Below are 14,238 nucleotides of genomic sequence, written 5' to 3'. Positions count from 1 at the left end.
GGCATCGTGATCTCGCGCCGGCCGGGCGTTACCAGCGCAGCGGCCGTTTCGACAGCGTCGCGGCCAGCGTCTCGTAGATGCGCCGGGCGTCGGCTTCCGGCAGAAAACGGATCCGCAGCGGCGGCGCAAGGGTGCCGGCGCCGGCGGTGTCCAGCCACAAGGTGGCGGTGCCGCAGCGGCGGTCGATCGGCGAACGCTTGATCTGCAGCGCCTGCAGCTTGTCGAGTTCGGCGAAACGCCAATAACGATGCCACCAGCCTTCGCGCACCGCGATCAGATCCTCGCTGTAGGCATAACCGATCCGCTGCGCGCGCCGGCGCGCCTTGAACGCGGTCCACGGCAGCCACAGCAGCGCGAGCAGGCCCCATGCGCCCACGTGCCAATGCAACGCGAACGTCGTCAGCACGGTCCACGGCACGTCCGGCAGGAACAGCCGCCACCAGGTCGCGCCGGGCAGCGCCCGCCACTGCAATCGGTCCCAATGCGCGCGCGGCAGCAGATGTTCGACCAGCGCATCGCAGGTCGCCGGCGTCGCGATCGGCGCCAGGTCCTTGAGCGCGCGACCCTCGTCGTCCTCGTCCGCGCCGACCGTGTCCACCGCCAGCCGGCGGCGGCCGAGCAGGCGGTGCATCAGGCCTTCTTCCAAGGTCCAGGCCTGGATTCGCCGACGCGGCACGGTGGTGCGCCAACGCCCTAGCAGGCCGCGTTCGGCGGTCAGCCGGCGGCCTTGCTCGCTCAGTTCGAACCCGTGGTAACGCAGCAGCGCCAGCGCGATCGACAGCGTCTTCAGCGCGACCGCGGTCGCGCCGATCACGCCGACCGCCAGCAGCGCATAACCGGCCGTATCGAAGTGATGCACGTCGACATGGCCCGACACCCAACGCAGGCCCTGGCGCAGCACCCGTTCGGGAATCCGGCCGTTGACGTCGGGCACCATCTGCGACAGCGCGGCCAGGCCCGCGCCGACTAGCACCAGGCCGCCGTTGGAGACCAGCCCGAGCCGCAGCACCTCGGCCGTGCTCAGCCGCAACAGGATGTCGGCGCGCTCCTCGACCGTTTCGGCCGCGCCCGCGCCGCGCCGGCGCACCAGCGACTCCAGCGCCAGCGCGTCGTCGAGCTTGAGCACGCGCATATGCGCCTCGGCCTCCTTGCTGCCGGCCGATTCCAGCCGCACTTCGGCCACGCCGAACAAACGGTGCAAGACGTTCTGATGCAGGGCCACGTTCTGGATGCGCACGAACGGGATCACCCGCAGGCTGCGGTTGAGCAGCCCGCTGCGCACCACCACGCTGTCGCCGCCGATGCCGTAGCGATAGGTGAAATAGCGCCACAGCGACACCAGCACCAGCACGCCGACGCCGATCAGCGACCACAGCTCGTTGCGGTCGCCACGGCCGAAGAACAGCAGCGCCAGCAGCGGCACGATGAACTGGCGCAGCTGCTGGATCAGCACGAACAGCCACGACATCGGATGCAGGCGGCGGTCGGCGTCGACGGCGGCCGCGGCCGGGTTGGCGCTGGTTGGGTGGGCGCTTGCGGCCGCGGCGGATTCGGCCGGCGCGGCGGGCTCGATCTCGGACGCGCTCATCAGGCCTCGTCGTCTTCGTGATCGAGCTGGCGGCCCAGGCGTTCGCGCAGGCGCTGGGCGTCGTCGGCGTCGAGATGATCGATCGAGACCGCGCTGTGGCGGGTGCCGGCGGTGTGCACGACCAGGGTCGACAGGCGGCGCATGCGTTGCAGCGGGCCGTGCTTGAGGTCCAGATGCTGCACCCGGGTCAGCGGCACCAGCGTTTCGCGTTGCCAGGCCACGCCGCGGCGCACCGCGAACCCGTAGTCGTCCAATCGCCACAGGGTGTTGCGGTAACGGCGGAAGCCGATCCACATGCCGATGCCGGCGCCGAACAGCGCGCCGGCCAGGCCGCTGGCCAGGCCGGCATAGCGGCCCAGGCTGAGCACGCCGACGATGGTGCCGGCGATGCCGAACACGAACGCCAGCGACAGGCTGATGTCGATCGTGCACAGCGGGATCGCGCGCGCCGGCAGGCGCTGCCAGTCGCCGCCGGCGTCCGTCGGCGACGCGGGCGGATCGGGCGCGGGCTCGGTCTGCGCGGCTGGCGCGGAGGCGGGCGCTGCGTCGTCGTGATCGGTCTGCGTCATCCTGCGGCCATCGGGCGAGTCAGCTTGCAGTGTAGTCGTCGGCGCAGGGCGTGGAACGGCATGGGCGCACGCGCGCGCGGCGATGTTTGATCGCGCCTGCAAAAGGCGCGCGTCGCCGCCGCTGCGCTCAGTGCGAGCCAGGACTCAACGTGACTCAGAGGTTCAACGGGATCGATACGGATTGTCGTTGCCGTCGCCGGACGGACGCAGGGTGTAGCGCTTGTAGGTCCACTGGTACTGGGCCGGATCGCGCCGCGCGATGCGTTCGACCGCGGCGTTGAGCGCCACGCAGGCGCGTTGCGGATCGGGGTCGGCGATGCCGTCGGGCGCGGCCTCGATGCGCAGGGCGAAGCCGAGCGGGTCGGCATCGGTGCCGATGCGTTCGCAATACGCGAACAGCACGGTCGCGCCGGTGCGTTCGGCCAGCCGGCCGAGCAGGGTCATGGTCAGCGCCGGCACGCCGAAGAACGGCGCGAACTCGCCGTCGCCGGCCTTCGGCTGCTGGTCGGGCAGGATGCCGACCACGCCGCCGGCATTGAGCCGTTTCCACAGCTGGCGCACGGCGGCACCTTCGGCGCGTACCTGGGTCACGCGTTCGGCATCGGTATCGGCCCGAACCAGATTCAGGAAGGCCTCGCCGATCGCCGATTCCGGCGGCCGGTACAGGATCGCCAGCGGCGTGCGCGAGGCCAGCCACTGGTTCAGCAGCTCCCAGTTGCCGTAATGCGGCGCGGCCACGATCAGGCCCTTGCCCGAGGCCAAGGCCGCGTCGAACAGTTCGGTGCCGTGCTGCTCACGCAACAGGCGCAGATTTTCCGCATGCGGCCGGGTCCACAGGCGCAAGGTCTCGACCGCCTGGCGCGCGGTGGTGCGCATGATCGCGCGCTGCCACTGCGCGCGTTCGGCCGGCGGCAGGCCGGGGTGGGCCAGTTCCAGGTTGACCCGGACCACCCGGCTCTCGCGGGCGTCGCGGCGCAGCCACAAGGCCGCGATGGCGTCGCCCAGGCGCCGTTGCCACGACCACGGCAGGCGGCCGAGCAGGCCGGCCAGGACATACAGCACGCGGGCGACGAATGAGCTCATGGCGCGAGTGTAGCGGCTGCCCGTTCGGCCCCGATCTTGGCGGCCGCGGCGGTTCGGCGGACGAACGCCGCAGATGCCGGCGCGATCCAGGCTTTACACTAGCGTTCCCGACTTTTCGAACAGGTGTGCGGCATGCTGAGCCTGATCCAGCGCGTGACCCAGGCCAGCGTGGTGGTCGACGGCGAAACCGTCGGCGCGATCGGCCCGGGGCTGTTGGCCCTGGTCGGGGTTGAACCGGGCGACGGCGAACCCCAGATCGCTCGCATGGCCGAACGCCTGCTCGGGTACCGGGTCTTCGCCGACGACGCCGGCCGCATGAATCGCGGCCTGGCCGACAGCGGCGGCGGGCTGCTGCTGGTCAGCCAGTTCACCCTGGCGGCCGACACCAGCAGCGGCATGCGTCCAGGCTTCAGTACCGCGGCCGCCCCGGCCCTGGCTGAACCGCTATTCAACCGTTTGGTCGAAACCTGCCGGCAACGTCATGCCGGGGGGGTGGAAACCGGCCGCTTCGGTGCCCATATGGTGGTCAGCCTGGTCAACGACGGTCCGGTGACCTTCCTGCTCCGCGCCTGACCGGTCCATCCGACCGCCCTGATCGACCCGCTCGACCCAAGCCTCCGGCGTGCATGACCCGGCCTACCGGCCCGGACCTGCTATACTGGAGCGTTCCCTACCCTCAATAGCGCGGTGGCGCAGCCCATGGCCAACGAACGTCAGCCCCCTCCGTCCGATATCAAGCTCCTGATCAGCAAGGGCTTGGAGCAGGGCTATCTGACCTATGCCGAGGTCAACGATCACCTGCCCGACGATCTCGTCGACGCCGAACAGATCGAAGACATCATCGGCATGATCAACGGCATGGGCATCGAGGTGCATGAAGTTGCGCCCGATGCCGAAACGCTGTTGCTCGCCGACGGCAATACCGGTAACCGCGAAGTCGACGACACCGCCGCTGAAGAAGCCGCGGCGGCGCTGACTGCGCTCGACGGCGAAGGCGGCCGTACCACCGACCCGGTGCGCATGTACATGCGCGAAATGGGCACGGTGGAACTGCTGACCCGCGAAGGCGAAATCGCCATCGCCAAGCGCATCGAAGAAGGCCTCAACCAGGTCCAGGCTTCGCTCGCTCTGTTCCCGTCCACCATCCAGCTGATCCTGGAGGACTACGAAACCCACAAGGCCGGCAAGAAGCGCCTGGCCGAGATCGTCGTGGGCTTCAACGATCACCTCGACGAAGAACCCGAACCGCCGGCGCCGCCGGTGGTGGTGGCCGAAACCGACGCCGACGCGGACGACGACGAAGAAGTCGAAGCCGCCGGCGACGATGCCGACGCCGAGGAAACCACGTCCGGCCCCGACCCGGTCGAAGTCGCCGCGCGCATGGAGGTCATCGCCGACCTGTACGGCAAGTTCGTCAAGGCCCAGGCCAAGAACGGCGCCGGCCACAAGACCGTGACCAAGCTGCGCGAAGACATCGCCGCCGTGTTCGTCACCCTCAAGCTGCCGCTCGCCCTGACCGACAGCCTGATGCGCAACCTGCGCGACGTGGTCGGTTCGATCAAGGACCGCGAGCGCAAGATCCTGGATCTGGCCACCCGCGTCGCCAAGATGCCGCGCAAGGATTTCATCCGCGCGTGGGAAGGCAACCAGACCAATCTGGAATGGGTCGACGAACTGCTCAAGCGCAAGCAGAAGTGGTCGTCGGGCCTGCGCGACGTCAAGGATCAGATCATCGTCGAACAGCAGACGACGATCGAGATCGAACAGGCCTCGCTGCTGACCTTGAACGACATCAAGGAAATCAGCCGCGCGATGGCCTACGGCGAAGCCAAGGCGCGCAAGGCCAAGAAGGAAATGGTCGAGGCCAACCTGCGTCTGGTGATCTCGATCGCGAAGAAGTACACCAACCGCGGTCTGCAGTTCCTCGACCTGATCCAGGAAGGCAACATCGGTCTGATGAAGGCGGTCGACAAGTTCGAATTCCGCCGCGGCTTCAAGTTCTCGACCTACGCCACGTGGTGGATCCGTCAGGCCATCACCCGTTCGATCGCCGATCAGGCCCGCACCATCCGTATCCCGGTGCACATGATCGAGACGATCAACAAGCTCAACCGCATCTCGCGTCAGATGCTCCAGCAGTACGGCCGCGAAGCCACGCCGGAAGAGCTTGCGAAAGAAATGGACATGCCCGAGGACAAGATCCGCAAGGTCATGAAGATCGCCAAGGAGCCCATCTCGATGGAAACTCCGATCGGCGACGACGAAGACTCGCACCTGGGCGACTTCATCGAGGACACCAACGTGGAGTCCCCGGTCGAAGCCACCACCAACATCAACCTGTCGGAAACGGTCCGCGACGTGCTCGCCGGCCTGACCCCGCGCGAGGCCAAGGTGTTGCGCATGCGTTTCGGCATCGACATGAACACCGACCACACCCTCGAGGAAGTCGGCAAGCAGTTCGACGTGACCCGCGAGCGCATCCGCCAGATCGAAGCCAAGGCGCTGCGCAAGCTGCGTCATCCGAGCCGGTCGGAACAGCTGCGCAGCTTCCTCGATATCGATTGATGTCGCGGACCGCGTGAGTAGCAAGCAACAGGCCCCGTTCGCGGGGCCTGTTGCGTTTTGGCGGACGCGTTCGCAGCAGCGGCCGGCGGTGATATCGTCCGATCGCGGCCGCACCGCCGCCATGTGGATACACCGTCATGAACGAAGGCATTCACACCCGCGTGGCTCCGGCCGCCCCCTTCCGCGATCCGGCGCTCGATCCCCGGCAGTCATGGTTCAACCTCGGAGCGATCATCATCGCCACCGTGCTGGCGACCTCGGTCGCCGGCTTGCTCATGATCGCGCTGAACTATGCAGCGCATGGCAGCAAGCGTCTGTCGTGGGGGTTGCGAATTGCGGCGCTCGCGTTGGTCGCGCCGTTCGTCGTTGCCTTCAGTCACGTGCTGCTCGTGTTGAGCTACAACCACGACAGCAGTTTCACCTGGATCGACTTGACGATATCGATGCTGATCCAGGCGATGATCGTCGGCGCCCTGGCCTATTGGCTGCAGGGCGAGGAATTGAGTGCGCGTTATCGTGCCAGGTTGCCGATGCGCTCATGGCTGGCGAGCGCGGGCTTGATCGCTGGGGTTTGGGCGACGCTGATGTTGTGGTTCCTGTTGCTCGCCCTTGGTCTGCGTGCCATTGCGGGCGGATAAGATGGCGATACATTGGACGGGCATCGCCCGGTGCTCCGGCGCGCGCAGTCGAGACGATCCTCCAGGCACGAAGACCACCTCAGACCGCCGGGCGTTGGTCCGGCCACCGATAGCTATCCCGCGTAACGACGCGATGACCATCAGGAGAACAACGAATGGATTCCAACAACCCTTACGAAGCCCCCGCCAGTGCCATTCTCGATGTGCAAGGCGATACCGGACTGCCCGTATTTCGCACCAGCGGGATTTACATCGCCACCTTCATGGGGTCGATCCTCGCCGGCGGTTGGGTGCTCGCCATGAACCACGATGCGCTGGGTCAACACGACCTGGCGCGTAAAGCGCGTTGGTCCGGATTGGCCGGCATTATCACCGTGGTGGTGCTGTCGTTGCTGCTGCCGGAAAAGATTCCCGGTGTGGTCTATCTGATTCCGCAAATGGCCGTGGTCAGCTATTGGCTGAAGCAGACGCTGCAAGGCGATGCGATCGCTGCGCGCGTCGCGGCAGGATTGCCGATGCGTTCCAATTGGGTCGCCGCGGGTATCGGTTTATTGGCTGTGCTCGCTCTGATGGCGGTAGCGGTGCTCGTGGTCGCTATCGCCATCTATGGATTCGGCGTCGAGTTCGCTTGAGGCCGTTCGCGGGGTGCCGACGGGATTTGGCTGCTTGATGCGGAATCATGCGGCGACCCAGTCTGGGCCGAAGCAGGCCCAGCGACGAGGTTTGTTTCGTTTGTGCGGCCGGGCGGACTCGGCCAACGCTGCTGGCCCGGTACGCGCTGCGGCTCAGCCGTAAAAGAACTGCTCATGCACGATCTTGCCGTCGCGCACCCGATACACCGCGACCTCGGCCATCGGCATGCGGCCCATGCTCTTGTAGGTCGCGTCGATGCCCATCGCGACGCTGAACCAGTTGCCGCCGACCACCGCGTCGCTGCACCAGCTGTCGTGGACTTCGATCACGTCTTCCTGGAATTTGCGGCCCTTCGCGCGGATCGCGTCGAGACCGCTGACGTTGCCGAGCGGACCGGCCTCGTTGCCGGGCGCTTCCAGGCTGACCGCATCGTCGGCGTACAACTCGTCCTGGATCTGTTCGTGCTTGCCTGCGCGGCACAGTTCGACGTAGCGGTTGGCGATCTGCTGGATGTCCATGGCGGCGCTCCGTTGAGGGGAGCGCCCAGCATAGGCAAGGCGGCATCAAGACGCCGCGCACGGACGTCAGGTGCGCGCGATGACAGGCATCACCCGCGCATTCATTCAGATCGACGGTCGCCCTCGCGCGCGAGCCGGCGCTCACTCGCGCAGGTAATGCGCGCGCGATTCGCCGCACAGCACGGTCAGCGCCTGCACGCGGCCGTCGGCGCCGCGGTGGAACTCGACTTGCAAGGTCGTCGCCGGCACGCTGACTTCCGGCGCGACGTAGCGGTTGGGCGTCAACGGCAGCAGCGGATGCACGCGCTTGGAGCCGGCGGCCTGCAGTGTGATCGCGCCAGCATCGTCGCCGCCGATCACCAGCGATTCGACGTCGAACATGTCGGCGAGCACGCCGCGCAGGTCCATCGGCTGCCGCGGGTCGAGCCGATAGCGGCCGCGATAATCGGCGCTCGCGACCGCGTCCGCGGCGAGCGTCACGCTACGCACCGGTTCGTTTAGAGGCCAATGCGCGGCGTCGGTCACCGCGTTGCGGATCTCGGTGATCAGGCGGTCGCCTTCGGCGCCATTGGTCAGCACGACCAGGCCGTCGCCGCTGTCGAGATGGCCTTCGATCCAAGCGTAGTAATGATCGTTGGCGCCGCCGTGATGGAACACGCGGCCGCGGCCGGCGCCGTTGAGGCGCGGACCCAGGCCGAAGTTGCCCGGCGCGACCTCGGTCATCATCGCCGTCGCCAACGCGCGCGGCAGGAAATCGCTGGAACCGCGATAGCTGCCGAGCAGCGCGGCGACGAAGCCGGCCAGATCGTCGGCATTGGTCCACAGTCCGGACGCGCCCAGTTCGGGGAACGACTCCCAGCCGCGCGGCAACGCGGTCGGCTGGCCTTTCTCGTCGTGGGCCTTGGCCACGTTCGCCGTGGTCGCCGGCAATTCGGCGATGAAACCGCTGCGACGCATGCGCAACGGCTCGAACACTTCGCGACGCGCGACCGCGTCCAGGCCGCGCGCCTCGACCGCTTCGATCACCGCCTGCTCGATGGTCACGCCGCCGCCGGAATAGTCCTGCTGCGCGCCGGGCGCATGGATCAGTCGCACCGCTTCGGTCTTCGACGGCGGCTGGCCGTTCAAGGTCTGCAGCAGGCTCGGCAAGGGTTCGCCGGGCTGTAGGTCGGGAAAGCCGTGCACGTTGAAGCCGCCGGTGTGCGACATCAGCATGCGCAGCGTGATCCGCGCATCGGGCCATTTCGGATCCGTCGGCACCCGCCATTGCTTGAGGTAATCGTTGACGTTGCGATCCAGGTCGAGCTTGCCGGCGGCGTTCAATCGCAACGTGGTCGCGGCGGTGACCACCTTGCTGACCGAGCCGGTCGAAAACAACGTCTGCGCGTCGATCGGTTCGCGGCTGACGCTGTCGCGCACGCCGTAGCCGCGGCTGGACACGACCTTGCCGTCGCGCAGGATCGCCACCGCGACGCCCGGGACGCGGTAATGGCTCATGCGTTCGTTCAGCGACCACGCCGGCTGGGCGTCGCCGGCCTGGATCACGGTCGGGCGCAGTCGGTGTTCCCAGGCGATCGCGGCAGACGCCGCGGTCGTTGTCGCCGGCGCGGACGTGGACGTGGACGTGGATGCGCTTGCGGTGTCGGCGGTAGAGACCCCTGCCGTTGCGAGCGAGGTGGTTGCAAGCAAGGCCAACGCGAGCAACGACAAACGCCGCGGCGCGAACCCGCGCGGCGAACGAAGCGCGCGCGGATGCGCGGCGTGGAAGCGTATCGAGCGCATGCGCGCGTCCTCTGCTGGCGAAGGCCGACAGACTAGCCGACGTCAGCGACCGCTCGCATCGCCGTGCGCTCAGGCGTTATCTGCATGCGCCGGCCCGGTCGCGACGCGGCGCATGCGCGGCTCAGGCGTCGCGCGAACGCAGCAAGCGCATCACTTCGTAGCACGCGCCCATGGTGTGATAGTCGGTCTTGCCGGCCGGGCTCTTTTCGTCGTCGTACTTGCGGTTGTCGGCGTCCAGGATCCGATACCAGGCGCCGTAGCGGTGGTCGACCATGTGGTTCCACGCATAGGCCCACAGCTTGTCGTACCACTGCCAGTACAGATCGTCGCCGGTGCGCGCGCCGAGCAATGCCGCGGTCGCCAGCGATTCGGCCTGCACCCAGAAGTACTTGTCGTCGTCGCAGACCGAACCGTCGGGCGCGAAGCCGTAGTACAGGCCGCCGCGCGCGTCGTCCCAGGAGCGCGCGACCGCGACATCGAACAGATGCCGCGCGGTCGGCACCAGCCACTGCGGCGCATCGCCGCGCGCGGACAGGTGACGATCCAGGATCAGCAGCAGCTTCGCCCACTCGGTCTGATGGCCGGGCTGGAAACCCCAGGGGCGAAACAGGTGCTTGGGATCGTCGCGGTGATAGTCCCAGTCGATCGTCCAGTCGCGGTCGTAGTGTTCCCACACCAGCCCGTCGGCCTGCGCGGCCTGGCGCAGGGTCATGTTCTGCGCGAGGGTCAGCGCGCGCTCGAGATAACGCGTCTTGCCGCTCGCCTCGAACGCGGCCAGCATCGCCTCGCACATATGCATGTTGGCGTTCTGGCCGCGGTAATCGCTGAAATTCCAGTCGGCGTCGGCTTCGTCGCGGTACAGGCCGTGGTCGGTTTCCCAGAAGCGCGCTTCGAGCAGGTCCCAGGTTTCGTCCATCCACGCCGCCGCTTCGTCGATGCCGGCCTTGAGCGCGGTCGAGTAGGCGAGCAGCACGAAGGCCACGCCGTAGCAATGATTCATCCGGTCTTCGGCGACGCCGTCGCGGATCGTCCAGGCGTAGCCGCCGCCGATCGGATTGCGATGCGCCTCGCGCAGATAGCGCAGGCCATGACGCGCGCGTTCGCGGTAGTCCTCGCGCTTGAATTCGATCGCCGCCATCGCGTAGTTGAAGACGAAACGGGTGCTGCTGACGAGGTGCCGGTGCGATGCGTCGTGCACCGAGCCGTCGTCGCGGAAATAGTGAAAGAACCCGCCGTTCGGGTCGAGCGCGACCGGATCGTAGAACGCCATCGTGTCGGCGACATGCGCGCGCAACACATCGGCCTGGCGGAAATCGGGCAAGGGATTCGCGGGAAGGTTCATGCTTGCTCCTGCATCAGACGTTCGACCTCGTCGGCGCTCGGCATCGCCGCGAACGCGCCGTGGCGGGTGGTGGCGAGCGCGCCGACCGCGGCGGCGTAGCGCAGCGCGTCGACGAAAGCTTTTTCGTTTTCGAGGAAGCCGGTGAAGTTCGCCGCGTCGACCTTCAACGCGGCCAGACGGTGCAGCAGGCCGCCGACGAAGGCATCGCCGGCGCCGGTGGTGTCGGCCGGCGCGATTTTGAACGTCGCCACTTCGCCCGATCGCGTGCGCGTGTGCCAGCGGATCGGGGTGGCGCCGTCGGTGATCAGCACGCAGGTCGCGTAACCGACCCACAGACGCTGCAACGCGGCTCGTTCGCCGCCGAGATGGCGGGCGAGGAAATCCAGCTCGCTCTGGCACAGCTTGATCAGGTCGGCTTCCAGCAACGCGGCGAGCAGCCGCGGCGCGGGATCGACATCGCTCGGCCACAGCGACGGACGCAGGTTCATGTCCATGCTGACCAGCGCGCCGGCCATGCGCGCGCGGCGCATGCCGGCCAGGGTCGCAGCGGCGATCGCTTCCTCGGTCAGGCTGTTGGAGCAGACATGGAACACGCCCGCGTCGACGAAACTGTCGACGCTGAAATCCGAATCGCGGAACAACAGGTCGGCGGCCGGCGGCCGATAGAAACTGAAGCTGCGTTCGCCGTGGCCGTCGAGCGAAACGAATGCGAGCGCGGTCTTGGCTTGAGCGGTGCGCACCACGTGTTGGGTGTCGACGCCGTAGTGTTGGAACTGCTCAGCCAGGAAGTCGCCGAACATGTCCTCGCCGAGCATGCCGACGAAGCGCGCATTGCCGCCCAGCCTTGCCGCCGCGACCGCGACATTGGCCGGCGCGCCGCCGGCGTATTCGACGAAATGGCGCGGCTCGCCCGCGACCGATGACGGACGGGCGAGAAAGTCGATCAGCGCCTCGCCGAAACACACGATGGCGCCGCCGCGCGACGACGAGGGATTGGATACGACGGAATCGGATACCACGGGTGCAACAGACATCAATGCATCACTCCGGAAGCCTGGGCGTTGGCGTGCTGGCCCTGGCCGGCGCGGATGCGCGAACCGCTCAGGCCGTACCAGACGATGAAGGCGTAGCACGCCAGCGGCAGCACGAACGAATGCTGGATGCCGAAGCGATCCGACAGCACGCCCTGCAGCAGCGGAATCAACGCGCCGCCGACGATGCCCATGATCAGCAGGCTCGAGGCCTTGCTGGTCATCGGCCCTAGCCGTTCGATCGCGATGGTGAAGATGGTCGGGAACATGATCGAGTTGAACAGGCCGATCGCCAGCACCGCCCACATCGACACCGTGCCCTGGGTCAGCATGGTCAGCGCGAGCAACACCATCGCGACCACCGCGAACAGCGCCAGCAGTCGGCGCGCGTCGAAGCGCTGCAGCAGCGCCGCGCCGATGAAGCGGCCGACCATCGCGCCGCCCCAGTAATACGGCAGATGCTCGCTCGCGGTGGCGTGATCCATGTTGCCGATCTCGGGCGCGGAGATGTAGTTGATCAGGAAGCTGCCGATCGACACTTCCGCGCCGACGTAGACGAAGATCGCGATCACGCCGTAGAACAGATGCTTCTGCCCCAGCACCTCGGCGAAGCTGTGATGCACCGGATCGGCGCTCTCGGTGGCTTCGGCGAGCGAGGGGATGCGCATGGTGTAGACGAACACCGCGAGCAACAGCAGGCCGGCGGCGATGATCATGTACGGGATCTGCACCGACGCCGCTTCGTGCGCGCGGTACGCGAGCTGTTCGGCGACCGGCTTGGCCGCCAGCTCGTCGACGCTGAGCACCACGCCGGACAGGATCAGCGGGCCGATCACGTACGGAAACACCGTGGTGCCGAGCGAGTTCAACGCCTGGGCGAGATTCAAACGGCTCGGCGCGCCGGCCGGATCGCCGAGCAGGCTGATGTAGGGGTTGGCCGACACCTGCAGCAGGGTGATGCCGCTGGCGAGCACGAACAGCGCGCTCAGGAACAACGGATACGAGGGCAGGCGCGCGGCCGGGAAGAACATCGCCGCGCCGATCGCCGCGACGATCAGGCCGATCACGATGCTGTTCTTGTAGCCGAACTTCGCCACCACCTTGCTCGCCGGCAGCGACATCAGGAAGTAGGCGCCGAAGAACGTCGACTGGATCAGCATCGACTCGGTGTAGTTCATCTGGAACACCGCTTTGAGATGCGGTATCAGCACGTCGTTGAGGCTGGTCAGCCCGCCCCAGGTGAAGAAGATGATGGTCACCACCGCCAGCGCGGCGGTGTAGGACATGTCGCGACGACTCATGCGGATTCTCCGGACGGCGGAACAAGCACCTCGCTGCTGCTGCGTGCCTGCAGCCGGACCGGGGCGACGGTGTGGGCGCGCGGCAGCTCGGGTTCGCGCAGGCGCTTGAGGATCAGTTCGGCGGCCTGGCGGCCGCGCGCGCGCGGATCGACCGCGATCGTGGTGAGGGTGGGCGAGGCGACCGAGGCTTCGGGAATGTCGTCGAACCCGATCACCGCGAAATCGCCGCCGGGACGGCGGCCGCGCGCAACCAGGCCGGCCATCAGGCCCAGCGCGACCGCGTCGTTGTAGCAGACCGCCGCGGTCGGCGCGGGATCGCGCACGAACAACGCGCCGGTCTGTTGCGCGGCTTCAAGCCGGGTGGGCGCGCATTCGACCAGCCACTGCGGTTCGGGTTCGATGCCGGCTTCGGCCAGCGCCTCGCGATAGCCCTGGCGGCGTTGCCGGCACGAGGACGAATCGCGATGGCCGCCGAAGAACGCGATGCGGCGATGGCCGCGTTCGAGCAGATGGCGCGTGGCCAGGCGCGCGCCGTGGGTGTTGTCGAGGGCGAGGAAATCCCAGTCGGTGGCGTCGAGCTCGCGGTTGAACACCAGCACCGGCGTGCGTCCGCCGACCTGGGCGCGCACGCGCGCGCCGTCGCTGCCTTCGGCCGGCGACAGGATGATTCCGGCCGGGTCGTGCTCCATCAGCGAGGTCAGCACCGCCTGCTGGCGTTCGACCGATTCGTTGGTGCTGCCGAGCAGGGTGACGAAGCCGGCCGTGGCCAGCCATTCGTCCACGCCGGCGGCGAATTCGGCGAAGAACGGGTTGGACAGGTCGTTGATCACCAGCGCCACGCCGGTCGACACCTTGCGCCGCAGGTTGGCCGCGCCGCGGTGATAGACGTAGCCTTGGCGCTTGAGCTCGGCCTCGACCCGGGCCCGGGTTTCGCTGTGGACCAGCGGACTGCCGCGCAGCACCAGCGACACGGTCGCGCGCGACAGGCCGCAGGCACGGGCGATGTCGGCCAGGGTGACCCGGCCTCGGGGGGCGGGCGCGTCGTTCATCGGTGACACCTCGCTGGAATAGGGCGGTGGCGGATCATGGCGGGCTCGCGCTGAAGGCTTTTGGATCGTTCTAAATGCCGTCATCCTGCGGCTTGAGGCCCGTCCCTGCATTCTGCAATGCAGCATGAACGCGTCCTGG

Annotated in this window: 13 protein-coding genes; 4 read left to right on the top strand and 9 right to left on the bottom strand. The window is 67.5% G+C overall.

Features of this window, described 5'->3' with window-relative positions; translation table 11 throughout:
- Positions 1-28: 28 nt before the first annotated feature.
- The 3 genes from IEQ11_RS22740 to IEQ11_RS22730 form a co-directional block, all read right to left on the bottom strand.
- A complete protein-coding gene (locus IEQ11_RS22740; protein ID WP_228464482.1) occupies positions 29-1,468 on the bottom strand; it encodes a PH domain-containing protein in 1,440 nt (479 codons plus the stop codon).
- 119 nt (positions 1,469-1,587) lie between these two features.
- A complete protein-coding gene (locus IEQ11_RS22735) occupies positions 1,588-2,157 on the bottom strand; it encodes a PH domain-containing protein (protein WP_191821124.1) in 570 nt (189 codons plus the stop codon).
- Between the two features lie 162 nt (positions 2,158-2,319).
- Positions 2,320-3,240, bottom strand: coding sequence for a lauroyl acyltransferase (locus IEQ11_RS22730; protein WP_191821125.1), 921 nt, complete (start codon positions 3,238-3,240; stop codon positions 2,320-2,322).
- Positions 3,241-3,372: 132 nt separating this feature from the next.
- On the opposite strand from IEQ11_RS22730, the gene dtd reads away from it, so the two are divergent.
- The 4 genes from dtd to IEQ11_RS22710 all read left to right on the top strand — a co-directional run bounded on the left by dtd (position 3,373) and on the right by IEQ11_RS22710 (position 7,075).
- Positions 3,373-3,813, top strand: coding sequence for a D-aminoacyl-tRNA deacylase (gene dtd / locus IEQ11_RS22725; RefSeq protein WP_036105813.1), 441 nt, complete (start codon positions 3,373-3,375; stop codon positions 3,811-3,813).
- Between the two features lie 126 nt (positions 3,814-3,939).
- Entirely contained in the window at positions 3,940-5,805 is a 1,866-nt protein-coding gene (gene rpoD, locus IEQ11_RS22720; RefSeq protein WP_057922831.1) for an RNA polymerase sigma factor RpoD, read from the top strand.
- Between the two features lie 137 nt (positions 5,806-5,942).
- Positions 5,943-6,443: a hypothetical protein gene (locus IEQ11_RS22715; RefSeq protein WP_191821126.1), complete on the top strand. Its 501-nt coding sequence runs from the start codon at positions 5,943-5,945 to the stop codon at positions 6,441-6,443.
- A 155-nt stretch (positions 6,444-6,598) separates the two neighbouring features.
- Complete coding sequence (locus IEQ11_RS22710; protein ID WP_036105820.1) at positions 6,599-7,075, top strand: hypothetical protein; 477 nt, start codon at positions 6,599-6,601, stop codon at positions 7,073-7,075.
- Between the two features lie 153 nt (positions 7,076-7,228).
- Here IEQ11_RS22710 and IEQ11_RS22705 read toward each other — a convergent pair whose 3' ends face one another.
- The 6 genes from IEQ11_RS22705 to IEQ11_RS22680 form a co-directional block, all read right to left on the bottom strand.
- Entirely contained in the window at positions 7,229-7,594 is a 366-nt protein-coding gene (locus tag IEQ11_RS22705) for a nuclear transport factor 2 family protein (protein ID WP_191821127.1), read from the bottom strand.
- Positions 7,595-7,735: 141 nt separating this feature from the next.
- Entirely contained in the window at positions 7,736-9,376 is a 1,641-nt protein-coding gene (locus tag IEQ11_RS22700) for a serine hydrolase domain-containing protein (RefSeq protein ID WP_191821128.1), read from the bottom strand.
- Positions 9,377-9,497: 121 nt separating this feature from the next.
- Complete coding sequence (locus tag IEQ11_RS22695; protein ID WP_191821129.1) at positions 9,498-10,718, bottom strand: AGE family epimerase/isomerase; 1,221 nt, start codon at positions 10,716-10,718, stop codon at positions 9,498-9,500.
- Positions 10,715-11,752, bottom strand: a complete 1,038-nt coding sequence (locus tag IEQ11_RS22690; RefSeq protein WP_191821130.1) for a carbohydrate kinase family protein — start codon at positions 11,750-11,752, stop codon at positions 10,715-10,717. The genes IEQ11_RS22695 and IEQ11_RS22690 overlap by 4 nt, the downstream gene beginning before the upstream one ends.
- A complete protein-coding gene (gene fucP, locus IEQ11_RS22685; protein WP_096416697.1) occupies positions 11,752-13,050 on the bottom strand; it encodes an L-fucose:H+ symporter permease in 1,299 nt (432 codons plus the stop codon). The genes IEQ11_RS22690 and fucP overlap by 1 nt, the downstream gene beginning before the upstream one ends.
- Positions 13,047-14,099, bottom strand: a complete 1,053-nt coding sequence (locus IEQ11_RS22680; RefSeq protein WP_036105828.1) for a LacI family DNA-binding transcriptional regulator — start codon at positions 14,097-14,099, stop codon at positions 13,047-13,049. The genes fucP and IEQ11_RS22680 overlap by 4 nt, the downstream gene beginning before the upstream one ends.
- Between the last annotated feature and the right edge of the window lie 139 nt (positions 14,100-14,238).

It is taken from the genome of Lysobacter capsici, from assembly GCF_014779555.2.
In the GTDB taxonomy this organism is placed as follows: Bacteria; Pseudomonadota; Gammaproteobacteria; order Xanthomonadales; family Xanthomonadaceae; genus Lysobacter; species Lysobacter capsici.
The sequence above is the reverse complement of the archived record's forward strand: the minus strand, read 5'-3'. Positions and strand labels throughout refer to the sequence as shown.

Excerpts from the sequence above, each read along its gene's own strand:
- rpoD (WP_057922831.1), top strand. The coding sequence starts at position 3,940 with ATGGCCAACGAACGTCAGCCCCCTCCGTCCGATATCAAGCTCCTGATC.
- IEQ11_RS22680 (WP_036105828.1), bottom strand. The coding sequence starts at position 14,099 with ATGAACGACGCGCCCGCCCCCCGAGGCCGGGTCACCCTGGCCGACATC.
- IEQ11_RS22735 (WP_191821124.1), bottom strand. The coding sequence starts at position 2,157 with ATGACGCAGACCGATCACGACGACGCAGCGCCCGCCTCCGCGCCAGCC.
- IEQ11_RS22700 (WP_191821128.1), bottom strand. The coding sequence starts at position 9,376 with ATGCGCTCGATACGCTTCCACGCCGCGCATCCGCGCGCGCTTCGTTCG.
- IEQ11_RS22730 (WP_191821125.1), bottom strand. The coding sequence starts at position 3,240 with ATGAGCTCATTCGTCGCCCGCGTGCTGTATGTCCTGGCCGGCCTGCTC.
- IEQ11_RS22710 (WP_036105820.1), top strand. The coding sequence starts at position 6,599 with ATGGATTCCAACAACCCTTACGAAGCCCCCGCCAGTGCCATTCTCGAT.
- IEQ11_RS22705 (WP_191821127.1), bottom strand. The coding sequence starts at position 7,594 with ATGGACATCCAGCAGATCGCCAACCGCTACGTCGAACTGTGCCGCGCA.
- IEQ11_RS22690 (WP_191821130.1), bottom strand. The coding sequence starts at position 11,752 with ATGTCTGTTGCACCCGTGGTATCCGATTCCGTCGTATCCAATCCCTCG.
- IEQ11_RS22740 (WP_228464482.1), bottom strand. The coding sequence starts at position 1,468 with ATGTCGTGGCTGTTCGTGCTGATCCAGCAGCTGCGCCAGTTCATCGTG.
- dtd (WP_036105813.1), top strand. The coding sequence starts at position 3,373 with ATGCTGAGCCTGATCCAGCGCGTGACCCAGGCCAGCGTGGTGGTCGAC.
- fucP (WP_096416697.1), bottom strand. The coding sequence starts at position 13,050 with ATGAGTCGTCGCGACATGTCCTACACCGCCGCGCTGGCGGTGGTGACC.
- IEQ11_RS22715 (WP_191821126.1), top strand. The coding sequence starts at position 5,943 with ATGAACGAAGGCATTCACACCCGCGTGGCTCCGGCCGCCCCCTTCCGC.
- IEQ11_RS22695 (WP_191821129.1), bottom strand. The coding sequence starts at position 10,718 with ATGAACCTTCCCGCGAATCCCTTGCCCGATTTCCGCCAGGCCGATGTG.